The sequence below is a fragment of the Streptomyces sp. NPDC002809 genome, assembly GCF_040295435.1.
In the GTDB taxonomy this organism is placed as follows: domain Bacteria; phylum Actinomycetota; class Actinomycetes; order Streptomycetales; family Streptomycetaceae; genus Streptomyces.
This window is the reverse complement of record NZ_JBEOVJ010000035.1, coordinates 1-23,086: the sequence shown is the minus strand read 5'-3', so window position 1 is coordinate 23,086 and position 23,086 is coordinate 1. Positions and strand designations below refer to the sequence as shown.

The 23,086-nt window shown below is 70.1% G+C and carries 23 protein-coding genes; 13 read left to right on the top strand and 10 right to left on the bottom strand.

The genetic code is table 11. The features are described 5' to 3' along the window. Positions 1-33 precede the first annotated feature (33 nt). The 5 genes from ABT025_RS21335 to ABT025_RS21315 are packed head-to-tail and all read right to left on the bottom strand — an operon-like array spanning position 34 to position 4,283. Positions 34-1,014 (bottom strand): glycine betaine ABC transporter substrate-binding protein, encoded by a 981-nt coding sequence (locus ABT025_RS21335; RefSeq protein ID WP_350996602.1) that lies wholly within the window; start codon positions 1,012-1,014, stop codon positions 34-36. Next, positions 1,011-1,895, bottom strand: coding sequence for an ABC transporter permease (locus ABT025_RS21330; protein WP_350996600.1), 885 nt, complete (start codon positions 1,893-1,895; stop codon positions 1,011-1,013). Before ABT025_RS21330 ends, ABT025_RS21335 begins: the two co-directional genes overlap by 4 nt. Further along, positions 1,892-3,154, bottom strand: a complete 1,263-nt coding sequence (locus ABT025_RS21325; RefSeq protein ID WP_350996597.1) for an ABC transporter ATP-binding protein — start codon at positions 3,152-3,154, stop codon at positions 1,892-1,894. The genes ABT025_RS21330 and ABT025_RS21325 overlap by 4 nt, the downstream gene beginning before the upstream one ends. Then, entirely contained in the window at positions 3,147-3,794 is a 648-nt protein-coding gene (locus ABT025_RS21320) for an ABC transporter permease (protein ID WP_350996595.1), read from the bottom strand. The genes ABT025_RS21325 and ABT025_RS21320 overlap by 8 nt, the downstream gene beginning before the upstream one ends. A 15-nt stretch (positions 3,795-3,809) precedes the next feature. Further along, complete coding sequence (locus ABT025_RS21315; RefSeq protein ID WP_266779334.1) at positions 3,810-4,283, bottom strand: Lrp/AsnC family transcriptional regulator; 474 nt, start codon at positions 4,281-4,283, stop codon at positions 3,810-3,812. 134 nt (positions 4,284-4,417) lie between these two features. Here ABT025_RS21315 and hppD point away from each other — a divergent pair, with 134 nt between their 5' ends. Beyond that, a complete protein-coding gene (gene hppD, locus ABT025_RS21310; RefSeq protein WP_350996591.1) occupies positions 4,418-5,563 on the top strand; it encodes a 4-hydroxyphenylpyruvate dioxygenase in 1,146 nt (381 codons plus the stop codon). Positions 5,564-5,654: 91 nt separating this feature from the next. On the opposite strand, the gene ABT025_RS21305 is transcribed toward hppD, so the two are convergent. Continuing rightward, a complete protein-coding gene (locus ABT025_RS21305; RefSeq protein ID WP_350996588.1) occupies positions 5,655-7,394 on the bottom strand; it encodes a tetratricopeptide repeat protein in 1,740 nt (579 codons plus the stop codon). A 97-nt stretch (positions 7,395-7,491) separates the two neighbouring features. Between ABT025_RS21305 and ABT025_RS21300 the strand changes: the two genes are divergently transcribed. After that, entirely contained in the window at positions 7,492-8,859 is a 1,368-nt protein-coding gene (locus tag ABT025_RS21300) for an FAD-binding oxidoreductase (RefSeq protein ID WP_350996586.1), read from the top strand. A 29-nt stretch (positions 8,860-8,888) separates the two neighbouring features. On the opposite strand, the gene ABT025_RS21295 is transcribed toward ABT025_RS21300, so the two are convergent. Then, positions 8,889-9,365 carry an SsgA family sporulation/cell division regulator gene (locus ABT025_RS21295; protein ID WP_350996580.1) on the bottom strand — a complete coding sequence of 159 codons (477 nt, stop codon included), beginning with the start codon at positions 9,363-9,365 and terminating at the stop codon, positions 8,889-8,891. A 268-nt stretch (positions 9,366-9,633) separates the two neighbouring features. On the opposite strand from ABT025_RS21295, the gene ABT025_RS21290 reads away from it, so the two are divergent. Together ABT025_RS21290 and ABT025_RS21285 are read left to right on the top strand one after the other, a co-directional pair. After that, complete coding sequence (locus tag ABT025_RS21290; protein ID WP_350996576.1) at positions 9,634-11,211, top strand: RDD family protein; 1,578 nt, start codon at positions 9,634-9,636, stop codon at positions 11,209-11,211. Between the two features lie 125 nt (positions 11,212-11,336). Continuing rightward, entirely contained in the window at positions 11,337-11,999 is a 663-nt protein-coding gene (locus ABT025_RS21285) for an RDD family protein (RefSeq protein ID WP_350996573.1), read from the top strand. Positions 12,000-12,041: 42 nt separating this feature from the next. Here the strand turns inward: ABT025_RS21285 and ABT025_RS21280 are convergent, their stop codons facing one another. Beyond that, positions 12,042-12,383, bottom strand: a complete 342-nt coding sequence (locus ABT025_RS21280; RefSeq protein ID WP_350996570.1) for a hypothetical protein — start codon at positions 12,381-12,383, stop codon at positions 12,042-12,044. Between the two features lie 370 nt (positions 12,384-12,753). On the opposite strand from ABT025_RS21280, the gene ABT025_RS21275 reads away from it, so the two are divergent. Both ABT025_RS21275 and ABT025_RS21270 read left to right on the top strand, forming a co-directional pair. Next, on the top strand, positions 12,754-15,153 hold the full coding sequence (locus ABT025_RS21275) for an immune inhibitor A domain-containing protein (protein ID WP_350996568.1): 2,400 nt from the start codon (positions 12,754-12,756) through the stop codon (positions 15,151-15,153). 124 nt (positions 15,154-15,277) lie between these two features. Next, entirely contained in the window at positions 15,278-15,610 is a 333-nt protein-coding gene (locus tag ABT025_RS21270) for a hypothetical protein (RefSeq protein WP_350996562.1), read from the top strand. A 62-nt stretch (positions 15,611-15,672) separates the two neighbouring features. On the opposite strand, the gene ABT025_RS21265 is transcribed toward ABT025_RS21270, so the two are convergent. Further along, complete coding sequence (locus tag ABT025_RS21265; protein WP_350996560.1) at positions 15,673-16,257, bottom strand: isochorismatase family protein; 585 nt, start codon at positions 16,255-16,257, stop codon at positions 15,673-15,675. Between the two features lie 414 nt (positions 16,258-16,671). After that, positions 16,672-18,000 carry a nicotinate phosphoribosyltransferase gene (locus tag ABT025_RS21260; RefSeq protein ID WP_350996557.1) on the bottom strand — a complete coding sequence of 443 codons (1,329 nt, stop codon included), beginning with the start codon at positions 17,998-18,000 and terminating at the stop codon, positions 16,672-16,674. A 111-nt stretch (positions 18,001-18,111) separates the two neighbouring features. Between ABT025_RS21260 and clpS the strand changes: the two genes are divergently transcribed. The 7 genes from clpS (at position 18,112) to ABT025_RS21225 (ending at position 22,953) form a co-directional block, all read left to right on the top strand. After that, the gene (gene clpS, locus ABT025_RS21255; protein WP_018555894.1) at positions 18,112-18,417 is read left to right on the top strand and encodes an ATP-dependent Clp protease adapter ClpS; all 306 of its coding nucleotides are present in this window, start codon (positions 18,112-18,114) and stop codon (positions 18,415-18,417) included. A gap of 59 nt (positions 18,418-18,476) precedes the next feature. Beyond that, a complete protein-coding gene (locus tag ABT025_RS21250; RefSeq protein WP_350996553.1) occupies positions 18,477-19,061 on the top strand; it encodes a DUF2017 domain-containing protein in 585 nt (194 codons plus the stop codon). 318 nt (positions 19,062-19,379) lie between these two features. After that, complete coding sequence (locus ABT025_RS21245) at positions 19,380-20,819, top strand: amino acid permease (RefSeq protein ID WP_350996550.1); 1,440 nt, start codon at positions 19,380-19,382, stop codon at positions 20,817-20,819. A 91-nt stretch (positions 20,820-20,910) separates the two neighbouring features. Then, positions 20,911-21,342: a M67 family metallopeptidase gene (locus tag ABT025_RS21240; RefSeq protein ID WP_350996547.1), complete on the top strand. Its 432-nt coding sequence runs from the start codon at positions 20,911-20,913 to the stop codon at positions 21,340-21,342. Positions 21,343-21,475: 133 nt separating this feature from the next. Beyond that, positions 21,476-21,601 carry a putative leader peptide gene (locus tag ABT025_RS21235; protein WP_261991849.1) on the top strand — a complete coding sequence of 42 codons (126 nt, stop codon included), beginning with the start codon at positions 21,476-21,478 and terminating at the stop codon, positions 21,599-21,601. Positions 21,602-21,724: 123 nt separating this feature from the next. Further along, positions 21,725-22,003: a MoaD/ThiS family protein gene (locus tag ABT025_RS21230; RefSeq protein WP_350996543.1), complete on the top strand. Its 279-nt coding sequence runs from the start codon at positions 21,725-21,727 to the stop codon at positions 22,001-22,003. Then, on the top strand, positions 22,003-22,953 hold the full coding sequence (locus ABT025_RS21225) for a PLP-dependent cysteine synthase family protein (RefSeq protein WP_350996541.1): 951 nt from the start codon (positions 22,003-22,005) through the stop codon (positions 22,951-22,953). The genes ABT025_RS21230 and ABT025_RS21225 overlap by 1 nt, the downstream gene beginning before the upstream one ends. Positions 22,954-23,086: the final 133 nt, after the last annotated feature.

Genomic DNA, 23,086 nt, shown 5'->3' with positions numbered 1-23,086 from the left:
CCCGGGGCGCCCTCCCCGGAACCGGCAGCCCCGTCACCCCTCCTCGATGAACCCCTCCTCGATCAGCCACTCCTTCGCCACCTCGTGCGGGTCCTCCCCGTCGACGTCCACCTTGGCGTTCAGCACCTGTGCGACCTCCGTGGTCAGCCGTGCGCTGAGCGGGTCCAACAGGTCGGCGATCACCGGGTACTTGTCGAAGGTCGCGGTGTGGATGACGGGCGCCGCGTTGTAGTTGGGGAAGAAGTGCTTGTTGTCCACCAGCACGTCCAGGTCCATCGCCTTGATGCGGCCGTCCGTGGTGAACACCTCGCCCAGCAGGCAGGAGTCGGACTTGGACACCTGGGTGTAGACGATGCCCGCGTCCATCTTCTTGATGTTGGCGGCCGGGATCGACATCCCGTACGCCTTCTCCATCCCGGGCAGTCCGTCGTTGCGCGAGGCGAACTCGTTCTCCACGCAGATCGTCACCGCCGAGGGGTTCTTCTTCGACAGTGCGGCGACGTCGGAGAGCGTCTTCAGGTGGTACTTCGCATTGTTCTTCTTGCTGATGGCGAGCGCGTAGGTGTTGTTCAGGGTGGACTGCGGCAGCCACGTCACCCCGTTCTTCCGGTCCGCGTCGCGCACCGCCTCCCACTGCTCCAGCGGGTCGGTGATGGGTTTGGCGTGGCCCAGATACGTGATCCAGCCGGTGCCCGTGTACTCGTACATCGCGTCGGCGTCGCCCTGCGCGATCGCCTCGCGGGCGCTGATGGAGCCGGGCAGGTTCGTCCGGTCCAGGACCTCGGCCCCCGCGGCCTTGAAGATCAGGCCGATCATCTGGCCCAGGATGATGTTCTCGCTGAAGTTCTTCGAGGTGACGGTCAGTGAGGCGCCGTCCAGCGGCTGACCCTGCACGGACGGCCCCGGCACCACGTCGTCCACCATCGGTGAGCCGCTCTTCAGCCCGCACCCCGCCAGCGCGAGGGCCAGGGCGGCCGCACCCGCCAGGACCGTACGCACGCGTCGCTTCCTCATTGCCCCGCCTCCAGTCCGCGCGGCGTCAGCGCCACCTCGACCAGCGAGGCCAGCCAGTCCACCAGCAGCGCCAGCACCACCGTCAGCACGGAACCGAGCACCAGCACCGGCATGCGCTGCGTCTGGATGCCGGACGTGATCAGGTCACCGAGCCCGCCGCCCCCGCCGAACGTGGCCAGGGTCGCCGTGCCCACGTTGAGCACCAGCGCGGTCCGCACACCGGCCAGGATCAGCGGCACGGCCAGCGGGAGTTCGACCCTCCTGAGCGTCCCCATCGCCGACATCCCGATGCCGCGCGAGGCCTCCACCAGCGTCGGTTCGATCGCCTTCAGGCCGGCCACCGTGTTGGAGAGCACCGGCAGCACCGCGTAGATCACCATGCCGGTGATCGCCGTCGACGGGCCGATGCCCAGCCAGATCACCAGCAGTGCCAGCAGACCGATCGCCGGGGTCGCCTGCCCGATGTTGGCGATTGCGGTGACCACCGGAGCGGCCTTGCTCAGACCCCGCCGGGTCAGTGCGATGCCCAGCGGAATGGCGATGATCAGCACCCAGAACGTCGAGATGGCCGTCAGCCGGACGTGCTGCCACCACCGCAGCTGGACCGTGTCGCCTGCCAGGGAGTTCTCCGCGATCGAGTCGAGGTCGACGTTGGTGATCCATACGTACGTGATGACCAGCACCACCGCGAGCGCGGCGGGGACGAGCACGAGCTTGCGCCAGGTGAGGCGGCGCGGGGGTCCGGCCGGTGGCGGGGCAGGCTCCTCCTCGTCGTCGTGGAAGGCGAGCCCCTTGACGTCGTGCTCGCCCGGCGGGCGGTCCCGGTCGGACGCGGGGGCGTTCCCGGGGGAGCGGGGGCCGGACGGGGAGTCGTTGCTCATGCGCCCGCGCCCCCCTCCAGCTCCTGGACGGTCTGGTGGGTGCGCAGCTCCTCCAGGTCGTGCTGGTGCTCGATGGCGGTGAGCCGGTCGGCCTCCAGGAGCTCGTGCACGGAGTTCATCAGGGTCTGCATGTCCACGACGCCGATGAACTCCCCGCGCCGCCCGGTCACCGCGACCCGCCCGCCGCTGTCGATCAGCACCGCCTCCAGTGCGTCGTGCAGCGTCGCGTCCCTGGTCACCGTGTCGTGCACGAGCTGCCCGGCCCGCGCCAGCGAACCGCGGGCCCGCATCAGGTCGCCGCGCCGCAGCCACTTGTACGGGCGGTTCCTGCGGTCCAGCATCAGCAGTTCGTTGTGCGGCCCGCTGCGCAGCTTGTTGAAGATCGACTGGAGCGGGTCGTCGACCGTCACCGTCGGGAACTCGGCGATCTCCACCTCCCGTACGCGGGTGAGGTTGAGCCGCTTCAGTGCCGCGCCGGCCCCGACGAAACCGGAGACGAAGTCGTCCGTCGGATTGGTGAGGATGGCCTCAGGGGTGTCGAACTGCGCGATGTGCGAGTGCTCGCGCAGCACCGCGATCCGGTCGCCCAGCTTGATCGCCTCGTCGAAGTCGTGCGTGACGAAGACGATCGTCTTGTGGAGCTCGTGCTGGAGCCGGATCAGTTCGTCCTGGAGGTGGTCGCGGGTGATCGGGTCGACCGCGCCGAACGGTTCGTCCATCAGCAGCACCGGCGGATCCGCGGCCAGCGCCCGGGCCACGCCCACGCGTTGCTGCTGCCCCCCGGAGAGCCCGCGCGGATAGCGGTCGTGGAACTCGCGCGGGTCCAGACCGACCAGATCGAGCATCTCCTCGACCCGGTCCTTCACCTTCGACTTCGACCAGCCCACCATCTTCGGTACGAGGGCGATGTTCTCGGCGACCGTCATGTGCGGGAAGAGCCCGGACGACTGGATCGCGTAACCGATCTTGCGGCGCAGCTTCACCGGGTCGATGTCGGTGACGTCCTCGTCGCCGATCCTGATCCGCCCGGAGGACGGCTCGATCAGCCGGTTGATCATCTTGAGGGTGGTCGACTTCCCGCAGCCGGACGGGCCCACGAAGATGACCGTCTCGCCGGCCTTGATGTCCATCGACACGTTGTCCACGGCCGGGCTCGGGTTCCCCGGATAGTGCTTGGTCAGGTCCTCCAGCTGGATGGTGGCGCCGGAGGTGGCGGCGGCGGCCGGTTCGGGTTGGGCCTCTGCCACGGTCTCAGACACGGATCCCCCTCGGGATGGTGAGCCGCCCCAGCAGGACGTAGGCGGCGTCGAAGAGCAGAGCGAGGACGACGATGCCGAGCGTGCCCGCGAGCACCGAATTGATCGCGTTGGCACTGCCCAGCGAGGCGATGCCGCGGAAGATCTCGTTGCCGAGACCGGGCCCGGAGGCGTACGCGGCGATGGCGGCGATCCCCATCAGCATCTGGGTGGAGACCCGGATACCGGTGAGGATCGGCGGCCAGGCGAGCGGCAGTTCCACCTTGGCGAGCCGGGCGATCCGCGACATCCCGATGCCCTTCGCCGCGTCCACGAGCGCCGGGTCGACGCCGCGCAGCCCGACGATGGAGTTACGGACGATGGGCAGCAGCCCGTACAGCGTCAGGGTGATCACCGTCGGCGCCACCCCGAGCCCCACCAGCGGGATCAGCAGGCCGATCGCGGCGAGCGACGGAATGGTCAGGACGGTCGCCGTCGAGGTGATCGCCACCGAGGACCCCCAGCCGCTGCGGTAGCTGACCACCCCGATCAGGACGCCGAGCACGGTGGCGATGACCATGCACTGAAAGACGGCGCTGACATGCTGGAACGCGTCGGTGAGCAACTGCTGGTGACGATTTCCCAGGTACTCCCAGAAGCTCACACGCCACTCCTCGGCTCAGTCGGTGTCCTGCGCCGCCTGTTCGACGAGCGGGATGATGCGCAGGGGTACGGGGTTCTCCATGACGATGGCCGTGGAGGCCCGGACAATGCCATCAAATCCGACAACCCGGTCGATCACCCGCTGGAGATCGGCGTTGGAACGGGCCACCAGCCGGCACAGCATGTCGCCGTGCCCGGTGGTGGTGTGCAGCTCCAGCACCTCCGGTACGCCGCCCAAGTGGGCTCGCACGTCGGCGCCTTGGCCCTGCTTGATCTCCAGCGTCGCGAAGGCGGTGACGGGATAGCCGAGGGCGGCCGGGTCGACGTCCGGACCGAAGCCGCGGATGACGCCATTCGACTGAAGACGGTCCAGGCGCGCCTGCACGGTCCCGCGCGCCACGCCGAGCCGGCGCGAGGCCTCCAGGACGCCGATCCGGGGTTCACGCGCCAGCAGCACGATGAGCCGCCCGTCCAGGTGATCGATCGCCACGGCCGGCCTCCGGAAGGTCACTGTGATGGTCATCATGTACAGATAGCCCGCCCATCATGGCGAGATGCTGGGCAGATTGCCCAGTGAATTCACGAACTGTTGCGCACCTTGCGAAGCGGCGGGAACCTTCGGACATGACTGAGACGATGCACAGCACCCCCGGGACAGCGCGGCAGGCCGATCCCTTCCCGGTCAAGGGAATGGACGCGGTCGTCTTCGCCGTCGGCAACGCCAAGCAGGCCGCGCACTACTACTCGACGGCCTTCGGCATGAAGCTGGTCGCCTACTCCGGACCGGAGAACGGCAGCCGCGAGACCGCCAGTTACGTCCTCACCAACGGCTCCGCCCGCTTCGTCCTCACCTCCGTCATCAAGGCGTCCACGGACCACGGCCGCTTCCTCGCCGACCACGTGGCCGAGCACGGCGACGGCGTCGTCGACCTGGCCATCGAGGTCCCCGACGCCCGGGCCGCGTACGCCTACGCCGTCGAGCACGGCGCCCTCGGCCTCGCCGAGCCGCACGAGGTGAAGGACGAGCACGGCACCGTCGTCCTGGCCGCCATCGCCACGTACGGCAAGACCCGCCACACCCTCGTCGACCGCAGCGGCTACGACGGCCCCTACCTCCCCGGCTTCGCCTCCGCCGCCCCGATCGTCGAGCCGCCGGCCAAGCGCACCTTCCAGGCCGTCGACCACTGCGTCGGCAACGTCGAGCTCGGCCGGATGAACGAGTGGGTCGGCTTCTACAACAAGGTCATGGGCTTCACCAACATGAAGGAGTTCGTGGGCGACGACATCGCCACCGAGTACTCCGCGCTCATGTCCAAGGTCGTCGCCGACGGCACGCTCAAGGTCAAGTTCCCGATCAACGAGCCGGCCGTCGCGAAGAAGAAGTCCCAGATCGACGAGTACCTGGAGTTCTACGGCGGCGCCGGCGTCCAGCACATCGCGCTCGCCACCAACGACATCGTCGCCTCCGTGCGGGCGATGCGCGCGGCCGGCGTGCAGTTCCTCGACACCCCGGACTCGTACTACGACACCCTCGGCGAGTGGGCGGGCGAGACCCGGGTGCCCGTCGAGACCCTGCGCGAGCTGAAGATCCTCGTCGACCGCGACGAGGACGGCTACCTGCTGCAGATCTTCACCAAGCCGGTCCAGGACCGGCCGACGGTCTTCTTCGAGATGATCGAGCGCCACGGCTCGATGGGCTTCGGCAAGGGCAACTTCAAGGCCCTGTTCGAGGCGATCGAGCGCGAGCAGGAGAAGCGCGGCAACCTCTGATCCACGGCAGCCTCCGGCCGACAGCGGGGGAGCACCACGACGGGCGGGCCGGACATCCGGCCCGCCCGTCGTGCCGGTGCGCCACGGGGTGTCAGCGCCCCGCCGGTGACCGCGCGGCCGACGGCTTCGCCGCGATGCGCTTCGCGCCGCCCCCTGCCGCGGCCGCCTTCGGCGCGCCCGGCTTCGCCTGGTGCCCCGGCGGCCCTCCCGCCGGGGCCGGGGCCTCACCGGGAGCAGGCGCCTCCCCGGCGGGAGCCTCGGGCTCCACCGGGCGGGGCTCCGGCTCGGCAGCCGGCGCGGGCTCCTGAGCCGGAGCCGGCGGGGCGGCCGGCTGCATGTCCTGCGGACCACCGGACAGGGGAAGCCCCAGCGTGTCCAGCGCCTCCTGGGCCCGGGGCGCGTCCAGCGGCGAGAACTGCGGGTTGGTGCGCAGGGCCTCCTCCAGATGGCGGCGGGCCGGGCCGAAGTCCTTCAACGCCCGCTGGACCATGCCCAGGTGAAACGCGTACGACGCGTTCTGACCGCCCGAGTCGACCGCCCGCTCCGCGTACTCCAGTGCCGAGTCCGGATCGCCGGAGCGGTGCAGCGCCCAGCCCAGCGCATCGGCCACCGCCGCGCTGTGGTGGCCGCGGCCCCACGCCGCCCGCAGCAGCTCCACCGCGGCGGACGCGTCGCCGTGGGCGGCCTCGAACCGGCCCAGGAGCAGGGAGTCGTCCACACCCCGTGCCTTGGTCCGGGCCAGCGCCCTGCGCAGCTGCGTGTACTGGTTCACCGAATCGCCGTCCAGGCCGAGCGACTCGTACAGCTCGCCCAGCTCCAGCATGTACGCCGGGCGCGGCGACTTCGTCAGCGCCGCCTGGTAGTCGCGCTGGGCCTCGTCGGTGCGCCCGAGGGCCGCCAGCGCGCGCGCCCGGCCGGCGAGGGACGGGTGATGGGCGGGATCGGTGCGCAGAGCGGCCCCGTACTGCGCCACCGCCTCCTCCGGCTCACCCCGCTCCCAGGCCAGCTCGCCCAGCCGGGACAGGCAGGCCGCCTTCTCCGCGGGCGTCTTCGCCCGGTTGGCGGCGTCCTGCGCGGTGGCCAGCGCGTCCTCCCGCCAGCCCCGGTCCCGGTACATCTGTGCCGTCAGCCCCAGCGCCGGGACACCGGACCGCAGCGCGGCGTACTTCTCCACGGCCTTCGTCGCCGACGTGTAGTCACCGAGGCCGTTGTACGCGTCGACCAGCTCCGGGTACACGGTCCACTGCTTGGGCTGCCGGGACCGGACCGTCTCGCCCCACTTCTTCGCCGTCACGTAGTCGTGCCGGGCGTTGGCGAGCGAGGCGAGACCCACCCAGGCCGCCTCGTTCCCCTGCTCTCCCGGCTGCGCGTCCAGGGACCGCTTCAGCGCCTGCTCGGCCCGGGCGTAGTACGCCGCGTCCGACGCCCGCTGCCCCCACTCCACGTATGCCGACCCGAGCACCGCCCACGACCGCGCGTCCGACGGATGCGTCCCCACCCACTTCTGCCGGTCCCCGATGAGCGCCGTCAGATCGGAGAGCGACGCGGGGGAGCCCGCGGCCGTCGCGCTCATCGCCCGCGAGACCGGACCCGGCAGCGGTGGCGCCGCGTCCTGGTCGTCGTCGGGCACCGCGACCACCGCACCCGTCACCAGCACAGCCCCCGCCACCACACCGAACGCCGCCCTGCGCAGGGTCGTGCGCAGCGAGGCGGGCGGGGGCTCGGCCAGGGACGCGGGGTCGGGCGGCGACTCGTAGGGCGCGGTGCGGGGAGTCTCGAGGTCGTGGTCCGGCCCGTGGGCCGTCGGGGTCTGCTCTGGCGTGACGTCCATGCCGATCACTCTGCGTCAGTACGAAGAACACACCGCGCCTTGCGAACGCTGCCGCAGACGGGTTCACACCAATGGGCCCGGGTGCCAGTCTTGGATCATGGACGATCTCCTCGAACTACTGCGTGCGGGTCTGCCGGCCGAGGCACTGGTCACCGATCCGGACATCACCGCCACCTACGCCAACGACATGGCCAGCTTCTGCGACGCGGGCACACCCGCCGTCGTCACGCTCCCCCGCACCGTCGAGCAGGTCCAGCACATCATGCGCACCGCCACCGCGCTGCGCGTCCCGGTCGTCCCCCAGGGCGCCCGCACGGGCCTGTCCGGGGCGGCCAACGCCTCGGACGGCTGCATCGTGCTCTCCCTGGTGAAGATGGACCGGATCCTGGAGATCAGCCCCGTCGACCGCATCGCCGTCGTCGAACCGGGCGTCATCAACGCCGTCCTCTCCCGGGCGGTCAACGAACACGGGCTGTACTACCCGCCGGACCCCTCCAGCTGGGAGACGTGCACCATCGGCGGCAACATCGGCACCGCGTCCGGCGGCCTGTGCTGCGTGAAGTACGGGGTCACCGCCGAATACGTCCTGGGCCTCGACATCGTCCTCGCGGACGGACGCCTGCTCACCACCGGCCGCCGCACCGCCAAGGGCGTCGCCGGATACGACCTCACCCGGCTCTTCGTCGGCTCCGAGGGCAGCCTCGGCATCGTCGTCAAGGCCGTGCTCGCGCTCAAGCCGCAGCCACCGCGGCAGCTCGTCCTGGCCGCCGAGTTCCCCAGCGCGGCGAGCGCGTGCGACGCCGTCTGCCGCATCATGGAGCGCGGTCACACACCGTCACTCCTCGAACTGATGGACCGTACAACAGTCCGTGCCGTCAACAGGATGGCGAACATGGGCCTCCCCGACACCACCGAGGCACTCCTGCTCGCCGCCTTCGACACCCCGGACCCCTCCGCCGACCTCGCCGCCGTCGCCGGACTCTGCACCGCGGCCGGAGCCACCGAAGTCGTCCCCGCCGACGACGCGGCCGAGTCCGAAATGCTGCTCCAGGCCCGGCGGATGTCGCTCACCGCGCTGGAGACCGTCAAGTCGGCGACCATGATCGACGACGTCTGCGTACCGCGCTCGCAGCTCGGCGCCATGCTCGAAGGCACGGCGGCCGTCGCCGAGAAGTACGACCTCACCATCGGCGTCTGCGCGCACGCGGGCGACGGCAACACCCACCCCGTCGTCTGTTTCGACCACACCGACGCCGACGAGTCCCGGCGGGCCCGCGAGTCCTTCGACGAGATCATGGCGCTCGGCCTCGAACTCGGCGGCACCATCACCGGCGAACACGGCGTGGGCGTGCTCAAGAAGGAGTGGCTCGCCCGGGAACTCGGCGACGTGAGCGTGGAACTGCACCGGGGCATCAAGCAGGCCTTCGACCCGCTCGGTCTCCTCAACCCGGGCAAGGTCTTCTGACGCACCTGCCCCAGATCCCCTCCCGGCTCTCAACTCTCCCCGTCCTGCGACTCGTCCGACGGCCACGGGTCGCTCATCCACAGGTCGTCGGCCGGCAGCGGCGCGAGCAGCTCGGCCAGCGCATCGTCGATGCCGAGCCGCTCGGACTCCGTACCCGGCGGAACGATGCCCAGCGTCCGCTCCACCCAGGTGGCCACCGCGGCCGACGGCACCTCCAGCAGGGCGTTGCCGTCGGGCGAGGTCAGCGCCACGCAGATGACGCTGCGCCCGTCGACCTTCGTCGGCCAGATCCGCACGTCCCCGTGCCCGCAGGGCCGGAACACCCCTTCGACCAGCAGATCCCGGGCGAACGTCCAGTGAACGGGGGCGTCCGAGCCGATGTGGAAGGTGATGTGCACGGCGTAGGGATCCTCGGTGCGATACGTCAGCCGGGCGGGCACGGGGATGCTGCGCTCGGGCGACAGGACCAGCTTGAGTTCGAGCTCTCGTTCCACGACGGTGTTCATGAGGTGCGTCCTTTCGATGCCTGTGGGCCGGTCGCACGACCGCCCGCACAGGGAGAGAGCACCCTCCCCGTCATCCATTACGCGACTTCGGGAAAAATATTTCGGGGGGACCGGAAAGTGGCCCAAACGCCAGGACCGGCCCGGTGGCGGGCGGGCGTCTGATAGATGTGGACCCTTGTATTGGGACCGACCCGCAATTGGGGGGTGGGCGACGCCGCCCCCAGCCGCCGGCCGGTCCAAGGCCTCGAAGAGATACGGGACCACGGTGATGAGCGCCCCAACCCCGGCACCCGGTGACGACAGCCCCCGCGAGGGGTACTACCCCGACCCGTCCATTCCCGGATACGTCCGGTACTGGAACGGCGCCTCGTGGGTGCCCGGCACCAGCCGGCCCGCCCCGCAGCAGGGTGAGCCCCTGCCCACCGCACCCTCCGAGGAGGAGGCCGGACCGCACGCCGCCACGCCCGGACCCGCCGCGGTGGAGGAGACCGGACCGGTCTTCTTCGACGAGGAGCCGTACGAGGGGAACCGCCCCGAACCCGCCACCGCCTGGCAGGCCGACGCCTCCCGGCAGACCGGCTTCGGCGGCGAGCGCGACCGGCGGGTCTCCTGGGGCGGCGCGCCCGGACCCCAGGGCGGACCCGCCGAGGCCGGTCCCCGGACACCCCCGGGCGGCACCCCGGACACCGGCGCCCCCGTACCCGCGGACCGGGCGCCCGCCGACCCGCGTCTCCCCGTCCCCGCGGACCCCACCCGCGGTGCGCTGCCGGGCATGCGCGACGGCGGCGGCCCGGCCCCCGAGAACACCGTCGCCATCCGGGCCGGCCGTCCGGGCCGCCCCGCCGGCCCCGGTGGCGGAACCGGCGGCACGCCGCGCCCTCCCGCAGACGGCACCGTCACGATGCGCGCCGTGGGACCGGGCGGCAGGACGCCGGGTCCGCGCGACGCGCAGCAGCCGCCCGAGGACGGCACGCTGACGATCCGTGCGATCACCCCGGGCACCGCGCCGCCCGCCGCCCCGCAGCCAGCCGCCCGGCAACCCGCCGCACAGCAGCCCTCCAGGCCCGCTCCGCAGGTCTCTGCGCCCGCCCCCGCCCCGGCCGGGCAGTCCGCGCCCGTCCCGGCCCCCGCGGCGCTCAACAGCCCGCTCACGCCCGGCCCCGGCGGCGGCTCCGCCTCCTGGGCGCAGCAGGCCCATCAGCTGGCCCGGCCCGAACAGAACGCCGGGCCGCAGGCGCCCGCACAGCAGCAACGGCCCGCGTTCCCGCAGCAGTCCCAGCAGGCGCCGCACCCCGACCAGCCCGTCGTGCCCTGGAAGCCCCCGGTCGACGACCACTTCCAGCAGCTCGCCGCGGCCCGGACGGCGGCCCGCCCGGCGGCGCTCGGCAAGCGGCTGGCCGCCCGGCTCATCGACACGGTCGTGCTCGGCGCGCTCGTCGGCGCCGTCGCCGTGCCGCTCGCGTCCCGGGCGGCGGACCACGTCAACGAGAAGATCGACGCGGCCAAGCTGTCCGGCGAGACGGTCACCGTCTGGCTGCTGGACTCCACCACGGCCTCCCTGGGCGGTGCGGTTCTCGGCGTCTTCCTGGTGCTGGGCATCCTCTTGGAGGCGCTGCCGACCGCGAAGTGGGGCCGTACGCTCGGCAAGAAGCTCTGCGGACTCGACGTACGGGACATCGAGTCCCACGACGCGCCCGGCTTCGGTGCCGCCCTGCGCCGCTGGCTGGTCTACGGGGTGCTGGGCCTGCTGGTCATCGGCGTGGTCAATGTGCTCTGGTGCCTGATCGACCGGCCGTGGCGCCAGTGCTGGCACGACAAGGCGGCCCGCACCTTCGTCGCGGGCTGAGAAGAGGCCGGGGGAGCGACCCGCACGGCTGACGGCCCTTCGGGTGAGGGCCGTCGGACGGATTCCGTTCCCCCGAACGCACCTGAGCCGTTGCGGGCGCCCGTGGGGCGGGGTGCACTGCCCGCATGAGCAACGATCAGCCGACGTCCGGTCAGCCGCCCGAGGACGACCCGTTCTCCAAGAAGCCGGACGGGTCCCAGCCGCCGCCGTCGTCGGGCTCGCCCTACGGCAGCGCGCCGCCGCCCCCGCCGCCGTACGACCCCGGTCCGTACGGCGGCGGTCAGTTCGGCGGTACGGATCCGCTGGCGGGCATGCCACCGCTCGCCGAGCCCGGCAAGCGGATCCTGGCCCGGCTGATCGACTTCCTGATCATCTCGATCCCGCTGTACCTGATCTCGCTGCCCTGGGGCGGCGCGGTCGAGGTGTCGGACAACAACAACGACGACAACGTCAGTGACGTCTTCGCCCAGACCTACAGCGGGCATCAGCTGCTCTGGTCGCTGATCGCCCTGGCGGTCTACGTCGCGTACGACACGTACTTCACGCACAAGGACGGCCGCACTCTGGGCAAGCGGCTGCTGAAACTGCGCGTCGCGATGCTGAACGACGGCCGGGTGCCGGACACCGGCAGTGCGTTCCTGCGGGCCGTGGTGCTGTGGTTGCCGGCGCTGCTGTGCTGCCCGTGCCTGTGGTGGCTGATCAACATCGTGCTGATGTTCACGGACAAGCCCTATAAGCAGGGGCTCCAGGACAAGGCGGCCAAGACGGTGGTGGTGGTCACCAACTGACGGCAGGCCGGGAGGGCGTCGGCACCCTCCCGGCGGTGGCGGTCAGCGGCGCAGCGAGTGCTCGCCCACCCGCTCCGATGCGGCGCGTGCCGCCGGGATCCTGCTCTGTACGGGGTCGAGGGTGCGGCCCTCGGGTTCGGCAGCGGCGGGGACGGCGTCGCGGTGTACGGACACCGCGGCCCTTGTCCTCGCCGCTTTCGCTGTCTTCCTGCGCGCCGGCAGGGGAACGGTGACGGCCACCAGCAGACCGAGCGCGAGCGCGGCCGTACCGATGACGGCGATGCCGATGCCCGATTCGGTCCGGGACAGCAGCAGCATGGCGAGGGTCGAGAAGACGACGGTCACCGAACCGTAGGAGAGCTGTGCAGCAGTGGGACGCGGCATGGCGGTATCCGTCCTCGGGACGTCGGATGGGCAGTCTCTCGACACGGTCTCGCTGTCAAGTGACTCTACGACGGTGAATGCCCGAGCGGAACGGGTAGTAAGCGTCACCTAACCCACGGTACCGTTGCACGGGGGGCGCACGGAGTCATCTCGCGCGCCGCTGGGGGGCTTTGGCGCGCCGGTCGAGCACGGGATGGTCGTCCGGATAGCGGAAACGCGCTCCTGCATAGTGCACTTGGTCTGTTCAAGTCAAGGTCTGTCTTTTCTTCCGTAACTCCGGTCGAATGTCGTCACTTGTGACGCGTTACCGCGCGCGGCCCCTTTACACCTCAAAGGCCGTAGCCGCGGGCGCCGGGGAGGACTGCATCACGTGATCATTAAAAGACGGGCGCTTCGCACCGGGGCGGTTGTCGTGGCCATGGCTGCGACCGCCGCCACCGCATCCGCCTTCGCCACCGCTCAGGCAGATGACCAGACGTCAGGAACCGCTGCCACCACGATCGACCGCCGGGACCCGGGGTCGGCCAAGGGCGACGCGCACGACCTGGAAGGCCCGTTCAGCAAGCAGCAGGACGCCCAGCGTCAGGCCGCCCTGGAACAGGTCATATCCGGCGAGAAGAAGGTGTCGACGCGCGACGGCTCCAAGGTCGTCAAGCTCGACGACAAGAAGTACGTCGAACTCGGCCGCGAGAAGACCGACAAGATCTTCACCGTCCTGGTGGAGTTCGGCGACCAGGTCGACAACACGACCATGTACGACCCGGACGGCGACGGCCCCAAGCCCGCCGTCCCGAAGTACGGCGGCACGGCGGGACCGGCGCACAACAAGATAGCCAAGCCGGACCCCAAGAAGGACAACAGCACCGCCTGGCAGGCCGATTACAACCAGGCCCACTTCCAGGAGCTGTACTTCGGCGAGGGTGCCGGCAAGAACTCGCTCAAGACGTACTACGAGAAGACGTCCTCCGGGCGCTACTCGGTCGAGGGCGAGGTCTCCGACTGGGTCAAGGTCCCGTACAACGAGGCCCGCTACGGCTCGAACTACTGCGGTTCGACCAACTGCGCCAACGCCTGGGACATGATCAAGGACGGCGTGAACGCCTGGGCCGCCGACCAGAAGGCCAAGGGCCGTACGCCCGAGCAGATCAAGACGGACCTGGCTCAGTACGACCAGTGGGACCGTTACGACTACGACGGTGACGGCAAGTTCAACGAGCCCGACGGCTACATCGACCACTTCCAGATCGTGCACGCCGGCGAGGACGAGTCCGCGGGCGGCGGCGCCGAGGGCAAGAACGCCATCTGGGCGCACCGCTGGTACGCCTACGGCACCAACGCCGGCGCGACCGGTCCGGCCGAGAACAAGGCCGGCGGCACGCAGATCGGTGACACCGGCATCTGGGTCGGCGACTACACCGCACAGCCCGAGAACGGCGGCCTGGGCGTCTTCGCCCACGAGTACGGCCACGACCTCGGCCTGCCGGACCTCTACGACACGACCAACACCGCCGAGAACTCGGTCGGCTTCTGGTCGCTGATGTCGGCCGGTTCCTGGCTCGGCACCGGTAAGAACAGCATCGGTGACCTGCCCGGCGACATGACCGCCTGGGACAAGTTCCAGCTGGGCTGGCTGGACTACGACGTGGCCAAGGCCGCGACGAAGTCCACCCACAAGCTGGGTGTGTCCGAGTACAACACCAAGAACAAGCAGGCACTCGTCGTCGAGCTGCCCGACAAGGCCGTCACCACCGATGTCACGACGCCCGCCGAGGGCGCCAAGCAGTGGTGGAGCGACATGGGCGACGACCTCAGCAACACGCTGTCGCGTCCGGTCGACCTGACCGGCAAGTCCAAGGCGTCCCTGGACCTTTCGGGCTGGTGGGACATCGAGGCCGACTACGACTACCTCTACACCGAGGTGTCGGAAAACGGCGGCACCAGCTGGTCCGCGATCGACGGCACCGCCGACGGCAAGGCCATCCCGCGCGACGCCAGTGACAAGCCGGCCCTGACCGACGTCTCCGGCAAGTACCAGAAGCTCTCGTACTCGCTGGACGCCTACGCCGGCAAGAAGATCGACATCCGCTTCCGCTACGCCACCGACGGCGGCGCGGGCGGCATCGGCTTCGCCGCCGACACCATCTCGGTCAACGCCGACGGCGCCGCGCTCTTCACGGACAACGCCGAGGGCGACGACAACGGCTGGACCGCCAAGGGCTTCTCGCGGGTGGGCGCGTCCTTCACCAAGGACTACCCGCAGCGCTACATCGCGGAGAACCGCCAGTACGTCTCGTACGACCAGACCCTCAAGGTCGGCCCGTACAACTTCGGCTTCGCCAACACCCGTCCGGACTGGGTCGAGCACTACCCGTACCAGAACGGCCTGCTCATCTGGCTGTGGGACAGCTCGCAGAAGGACAACAACGTCTCGACCCACCCGGGTCACGGCCTGATCCTGCCGATCGACGCGCACGCCAAGCCGCTGAAGTGGGCGGACGGCACGGTCATCCGCAACAAGATCCAGCCGTTCGACGCCCCGTTCAGCTGGTACCCCACCGACGGCTTCACGCTCCACAACGGTGACGTGGCCACGAAGATCAAGCCGCAGCTCGGCGTTCCGGTCTTCGACGACCACAAGGGCACCTACTGGTACGAGGAGAACAAGACCGGCAGCGTGCAGGTAACTGACACCAACACCCGGATCTCGATCATCAACGAGCCGTTCAGCGGCTCCACGGTGACCGTCCGCGTGGGTCCCTCGCACAAGTAACCCGGTAAAACAGCAGGTCAAAGCATGATCGGCCGTCGCCCTCTAGCGGGCGGCGGCCGATCGTGTTTAGGTGCCTCTTGTTCGGATTCCTATTGACACGACGTCTCACGGGGGAGCGCGGAGCATGGCAGGCGGAGGATTCAGCAAATTGCCGAACGGCAGCGTGGTCGTCGCGATCACACTGCCGAGTCCGATGGGAGGCGTGGGGCCGGACACCCCGGTACGCGTCCTGGTACACGCGGTCAACCGGGCCCGCGCCCTGACCAGGCTGCGCAATCTGGGCCTGCGCGCCGTCTACCTCCGCGGCAACGCGGAGCCGCCCACCCCGGACGAGATCACCGCCGTCCTGCACCACCCCGACGGCCTCCTGTGGCGCGCGAGACCCGAGCGGGCCCAGGAGCTCTGGCACCCGATACGAGCCCTGCTGAGGCCCGCCCTGCCGGCCCGGCAGAGCTGAGGACCGTCCCGCCGTACCCGGCCCGGCAGCCCTCAGGGCCTCGCGTCCGGGCCCGCCGCCGCTCAGACCACCGGCTTGCCGGAGAGCACCACGCCCGCGTCCCGCATCTCGGCCAGTGCCCGGTCCGTCGTCGCCTCGGCGACGCCCGCGGTCAGACCCAGCAGTACGTGTGTGGCGAAGCCCTCACGGACGGCGTCGAGCGCGGTGGCCCGGACGCAGTGGTCGGTCGCGATGCCGACCACGTCGACCTCGGTGACCCCGCGGTCGCGCAGCCACTCGGCCAGCCCCGCCCCGTTCTCGTCCTGACCCTCGAAGCCGCTGTACGCGGCTGCGTAGGCACCCTTGTCGAAGACGGTGTCGATCGCCCCCGAGGCGACCGCGGGGGCGAAATTGGGGTGGAAGCCCACCCCTTCCGTACCGGCGACGCAGTGCACGGGCCAGGAGTGCTCGAAGTCCGGCGCCTGCGAGAAGTGGTCACCCGGGTCGATGTGGTGGTCACGGGTGGCCACCACGTGCCGGTAGCCCGGCTGGGCCTCACCGATCAGGTCGGTGATGGCGGCGGCGACGTCGGCGCCCCCGGCCACCGCGAGGCTCCCGCCCTCGCAGAAGTCGTTCTGGACGTCCACGACGATCAAGGCGCGGTGCATGGCGGGTGTCCTTCGGTGGGGGAGGGGGAGGGGTGTGAGGGATGCGGGGTTACGGGGGTGGCATCGAGCCTAGGGAATCAGGCCCGGCTTAGGGAGGGGGTGCTCGCGCAAATCAAGCCCGTCCGGCCAAAATCGAGTCCAGCCGTGCGAAACCTGCCCGTCCGGCCGAATTCAAGCCCGGCCGGGCAAGTCGACCCGTCCGGCCAATACCGAGCCCGTCCGTGCAGAACCGAGCCGGGCCGTGCGGAACCGGGCCGGGCTGTGCGGAACCGAGCCGGGCCGTGCGGAACCGAGCCGGGCCGGCAGGATCAAGCCCGTCCGGCGATTGAGGACGGAGCGACTGCCGGACGCCCCCGGCACCCCGCACCGCACCGCACCCCGCACCGACCCCACGCCGCAACCCACCCCGCACCCTCACACGTACTCGGTGGGCAGCACCGGCTCGCCCCGCGACAACTGCATCGCCGACATCGGCAACCCCGCCCGCGAAGCGATATGCCGCTCCCGCGCCGCGTCCAGCGGCTCGCGTGCGACCACCTCGCCGCCCCTGACCAGCTCCACCAGCAGCTGCCGGTCCGCCAGCTCCGGCGGCACCGGACCGGTGCCGATCACCTCGGCCTCGGCCACCCCGTCCTCGTCCAGCCGGCGAGCCGCCCACTTGCGACCGCCCTTCGAGGACTTCGCGCCCAGCGACTTCTTCGCCACCGGCCGCAGCTCGTCCGCCGGGTCGGCCGAGGAGGCGCGGGCGACAAGCTTGTAGACCATCGAGCAGGTGGGGTGCCCGCTGCCGGTCACCAGCTGCGTTCCCACCCCGTACGCGTCCACCGGCGCCGCGGCCAGCGACGCGATGGCGTACTCGTCCAGGTCCGACGTCACCACGATCTTCGTGCCCGTCGCGCCCAGCTCGTCCAGCTGCTGGCGCACCCGGTGCGCGACCAGCAGCAGGTCACCCGAGTCGATCCGGACCGCACCCAGCTCCGTCCCGGCGACCTCGACAGCCGTACGGACCGCCGCGGTGACGTCGTACGTGTCGACGAGCAATGTCGTGTCACGCCCCAGCGAGTCGACCTGGGCCCGGAACGCGTCGCGCTCGGAGTCGTGCAGCAGGGTGAACGCGTGGGCGCTCGTGCCGACCGTCGGGATGTTGTAGCGGAAGCCCGCGGCCAGGTCCGACGTCGTGTCGAAGCCGCCGATGTACGCGGCACGGGCCGAGGCCACCGCCGACAGTTCGTGGGTGCGCCGGGCACCCATCTCGATCAGCCCGCGCCCGCCGGCCGCCGCCGACATCCGCGAGGCCGCCGCGGCGATCGCCGAGTCGTGGTTGAGGATCGACAGGATCACCGTCTCCAGCAGCACGCACTCGGCGAAGGAGCCCTCGACCCGCAGGATCGGCGAGCCCGGGAAGTACACCTCGCCCTCCGGGTAGCCCCAGATGTCGCCGCTGAAGCGGTAATCGGCCAGATAGGCGAGTGTGGGCCCGTCGACGACGTTCTGGTCGCGCAGGAAGGTGAGCATCTCGTCGTCGAAGTGGAAGTTCTCCACCGCGTCCAGGACCCGCCCGATGCCCGCGACGACGCCGTAGCGCCGCCCCTCGGGCAGTCGGCGGGTGAACGCCTCGAAGACCGAGCGCCGGTCGGCGGTGCCGGCCTTCAGTGCGGCCTGCACCATCGTGAGCTCGTACTGGTCGGTGAAGAGCGCGGTCGACGGCACACCGACCCGTCGCCCAAGGTCCGCTGAGTTCATGCCGGGGATGCTACCCCTATTTCGTCAAAGTGACGAGATGGGGGTGTCGGGCCCGCCGCGCCACCGGCCCCGTTTGTGCGATGCGCCTTCGCGAGTGGCAGCATGGGGTAGGTGAGCGTCGCCCCCGTAGAGATCGAACGTCCCGAATCGGCCGAGGAGAACCTCGTTGTCCCCGAGCCCGACGTCCCCTGGGTGACGCTGGTCCACAACGACCCGGTCAACCTCATGAGCTACGTGACCTATGTCTTTCAGGCCTATTTCGGCTATTCCAAGGACAAGGCGCACAAGCTGATGCTCGACGTCCACCAGAAGGGCCGCGCCGTCGTCTCCAGCGGCAGCCGCGAAGAGATGGAACGCGACGTCCAGGCCATGCACGGCTACGGACTGTGGGCCACCCTCACCCAGGACCGCAACTGACCCCCTCGGCACTCCCAGCCCCAGCCCCCGCCCCGCCCGACCACCATCGGAGAGAACCCATGGCCGGCCACTTCGAGGCCACCCCCGGCGGCGGCGCGGCCGTCGCGCTCGACGAGGTGGAGATCGCGATCCTGCGCTCCCTCGCCGTCCAGCTGCTCGAACTCATCGGCCCCGGCGACGAACCCGCCGAGGGCGAGGACCCGCTCGCCGCCCTGTTCGCCGAGGGCCCCAGCGAACCGCCCTCCGACCCCGCCCTGGCCCGCCTCTTCCCCGAGGCCTACGGCGACGACGACACCGAACTGCGCGCGGCGTCCGCCGAGTTCCGCCGCTTCACCGAGAACGACCTGCGCACCCGCAAGCGCGACGACGCCCTCGTCGTCATCCGCACCCTCGACGCGCTCACACCCGTCGGGGACGACGCCGCCGTGCTCACCCTCACCGCCGACGAATGCCGCAGCTGGCTGGGCTCCCTCAACGACCTCCGGCTCACCATCGGCACCCGCCTGGAGGTCTCCGACGAGGACGGCGGCGAGGACGGCTCCCTCTACCGGCTGCCCGACAGCGACCCGCGCAAGCCGATGGTCATGGCCTACCTCTGGCTGGGCGCGCTCCAGGAAACGCTTGTCGAGACGCTGATGCCGTAACGCGAAGCGCTTGCGGGACTGCGCGGTGTTCGCTCAACGGGCGCTCAAATCCGAATAACGATCGCGTCACCTGATCGGTCTTTTTTGCAGCGCCAGGACACCGTTGTCCGCTTTTTCCTGTGGTGTGCGCCACATAATGTCCGGTGGATCGCCGATGTGGTCGTGATAAATCTTCACGACCACTCGGGGACGCCACCCCTGTTCCCGGGTAGGCGCTACGAGCCGGCAACCGCCGGCGGCACTCCATCCATATCCGGGGGGATCAGGACCTGATCCGCAGCCGAAAGGCGCGGATCGGCGTGGAGAAAGGCGCACCACATGACATCGGCGCAGGTCGACGACAAGGGACAAGAAGGCCCGCACGCCGCAGCCGCGGATGCCACCACTTCCGCCGAGGGCTACCAGAGAGCACTCGGTGCCCGCCAGATCCAGATGATCGCGATCGGCGGGGCCATCGGCACCGGCCTCTTCCTCGGCGCGGGCAAGGCCATCGCCAAGGCCGGCCCCAGCCTCGTCCTGGCGTATGCCGTCGCGGGCCTGGTGATCTTCTTCATCATGCGGGCCCTGGGCGAACTCCTCATGTACCGCCCGGTCTCCGGCTCCTTCTCGGAGTACGCCCGCGAATTCATCGGCCCCTTCGCAGGCTTCGTCACCGGCTGGACCTACTGGCTGTTCTGGGTCGTCACCGGAATTACCGAAGTCACCGCGGCAGCCCAGTACATGACGTTCTGGTTCGACATTCCGCAATGGGTGTCCGCACTGATCTTCACGATCATCCTGTACGGCGTGAACCTGATCTCCGTGAAGCTGTTCGGTGAACTCGAATTCTGGTTCTCCATGGTCAAGGTCACCGCCATCGTCGGCATGATCCTCATCTGTGCAGGAATTCTCACCCTCGGCTTCTCCGACGCGGGCGACACCGCGTCCGTCACCCACCTGTGGTCCGACGGCGGATTCTTCCCGCACGGCATCAAGGGCACCCTGATGACCCTGCAGATCGTGATGTTCGCCTTCCTCGCCGTCGAGCTCGTCGGCGTCACCGCCGGCGAGTCCAAGGACCCCAAGACCGTCCTGCCCAAGGCCATCAACACCGTGCCGTGGCGCATCGCCGTCTTCTACGTCGGCGCCCTCGTCATGATCCTCTCGGTCGTCCCCTGGACCGAGTTCTCACCGGACGTCTCCCCGTTCGTCGAAGCCTTCGAGAAGATGGGCCTCGGCCTCGGGGCGGGCATCGTCAACTTCGTCGTCCTGACCGCGGCGCTCTCCTCCTGCAACTCCGGCATGTACTCCACCGGACGCATGCTGCGCGACCTCGCGCTCAACGGCCAGGGCCCCAAGTTCTTCACCCGGCTGACGAGGAGCGGCACCCCTCTCGTCGGCACCACCGTCTCCGCCGCCCTCATGCTCGTCGGCGTCTGGATCAACTACCAGTGGCCCGGTGACGCCTTCACCTACGTCGTCTCCTTCGCCACCATCTCCGGCATGTGGGCCTGGATCATGATCCTGATCAGCCAGCTCCGCTACCGGCGCCTCGCCGACCGCGGAGCCCTCCCGCAGTCCACCTTCCGGGCCCCCGGAGCCCCGTACACCAGCGTCTTCGCCCTCGCGTTCATCGGCGTGGTCATCGTCATGATGGGCATCGACAAGGACACCAGGATCTCGCTCTACTGCGCCCCGCTGTGGGCCCTGATCCTCGGCGTCTCGTACCTCGTCCTCAAGGCCCGCAACCCCGGGAACAAGGCCTTCGCGGGCCGCTGAACCACAGGCCCCCGACGGACCGGTCCCACGATGCGGGCCCCCGCGTACCACTCCTCGGTACGCGGGGGCCCGTCGTCCTATCCTGGGCGCCATGCTGACCATCACCCAGGCGCTGTACGACCAGATCGTCGCGCACTCCCGCGCCGACCACCCCGACGAGGCGTGCGGCGTGGTCGCCGGGCCCGCCGGAACAGGCCGCCCCGAACGCTTCATCCCCATGCTCAACGCGGCCCGCTCGCCCACGTTCTACGAATTCGACTCGGCCGACCTCCTCAAGCTCTACCGCGACATGGACGACCGGGACGAGGAACCGGTGATCGTCTACCACTCGCACACCGCGACCGAGGCCTACCCCTCCCGCACCGACGTCACGTACGCCAACGAACCCGGCGCCCACTATGTCCTCGTGTCGACCGCCGACGCCGACGATGCAGGACCCTTCCAGTTCCGCTCGTACCGCATCGTGGACGGCGAGATCACCGAGGAGGACGTCGAGGTCGTCGACGCCCACCCCGCGCCCTGACCTCGGCGCCAGCACCCACCCGCGACGGACGGACAGGGCCACGCACCCGGCCCTGTCCACCTGTCGAACGCGAACCATCCATCAGGTGAGATCACATACCGGATTCCGGACCGGGAATCGATACGATGAGCCCATGGTTCCCCATGACGTGAGCGACAAGACGCCGGGCACGCTGCTCGTGGCGCGCCTGCACGTCGACCTGTGCCGACTCGCCAGCGCGATCTGTACGAACCACCGCACCGCCGGCCGCGAGGCCTGAGCCGGGCCGAGGCCCGGCGCCGCCCCACCGGACGCAGCCCTTCACGTAACACTCCCTGCGCGGGGGCAGAGCCGCGCGCCGCACGCCGACCGCCAACACTCCGCTTCGACAGGAGCCCACGCCATGGCCATCGAGGTCCGCATCCCGACCATCCTCCGCACCTACACCGACGGCGCCAAGGCCGTCGAGGGCAACGGGGACACCCTCGCCGACCTCTTCACGGACCTGGAAAGCCGCCACACCGGCATCCGTGAGCGCATCGTCGACGGCGAACAGCTCCGCCGCTTCGTGAACGTCTACCTCAACGACGAGGACGTCCGCTTCCTCGACGGCATCTCCACCAAGCTCAGCGACGGCGACAACGTCACCATCCTCCCGGCCGTCGCCGGCGGCATGAACTGATGCGCTATGACAGCCCGCTCGCCGCAGTGGGCAACACCCCGCTCGTCCGCCTGCCGCGGCTGTCACCGGCGGACGACGTCCGCATCTGGGCCAAACTGGAGGACCGCAACCCCACCGGCTCGATCAAGGACCGCCCCGCGCTCCACATGGTCGAGCAGGCCGAGAAGGACGGCCGGCTCACCCCCGGCTGCACCATCCTCGAACCCACCAGCGGCAACACCGGCATCTCCCTCGCCATGGCGGCCAAGCTCAAGGGCTACAGCATCGTCTGCGTGATGCCGGAGAACACCTCCCAGGAGCGACGCGACCTGCTCGCCATGTGGGGCGCCGAGATCATCTTCTCCCCGGCAGCGGGCGGCTCCAACACCGCCGTCCGCGTCGCCAAGGAACTCGCGGCCGAGCACCCCGACTGGGTGATGCTCTACCAGTACGGCAACCCCGACAACGCGGGCGCCCACTACGCCACCACCGGCCCCGAGATCCTCGCCGACCTCCCGTCGATCACCCACTTCGTCGCAGGCCTCGGCACCACCGGCACCCTCATGGGTGTCGGCCGCTACCTGCGCGAACACGTCGACGGAATCAAGATCGTCGCCGCCGAGCCGCGCTACGACGACCTCGTCTACGGCCTCCGCAACCTCGACGAGGGCTTCGTCCCCGAGCTCTACGACGCCTCCGTCCTCACCACCCGCTTCTCCGTCGGATCCGCCGACGCCGTCACCCGCACCCGCGAACTCCTCCAGCAGGAGGGCATCTTCGCCGGAGTTTCCACCGGTGCCGCACTCCACGCGGCGATCGGCGTCGGCAACAAGGCGGTCAAGGCCGGCGAGAGCGCCGACATCGTCTTCGTCGTCGCGGACGGCGGATGGAAGTACCTGTCGACGGGCGTCTACACCGCCCCCACGACAGAGGCGGCCATCGAAACACTGCAGGGCCAGCTCTGGGCGTAACCGCCCACGCCTTCGGCCTCCCGAACGCCGGGGGCCCCCGGCCGCACAGGTCCGGGGCCCCCCGCGTTGGCCGGTCCCGGGGCAGCGACCCCGGAACCCCCCGCCCCGATCCCCCCCCGGGCGTGATGCGCGG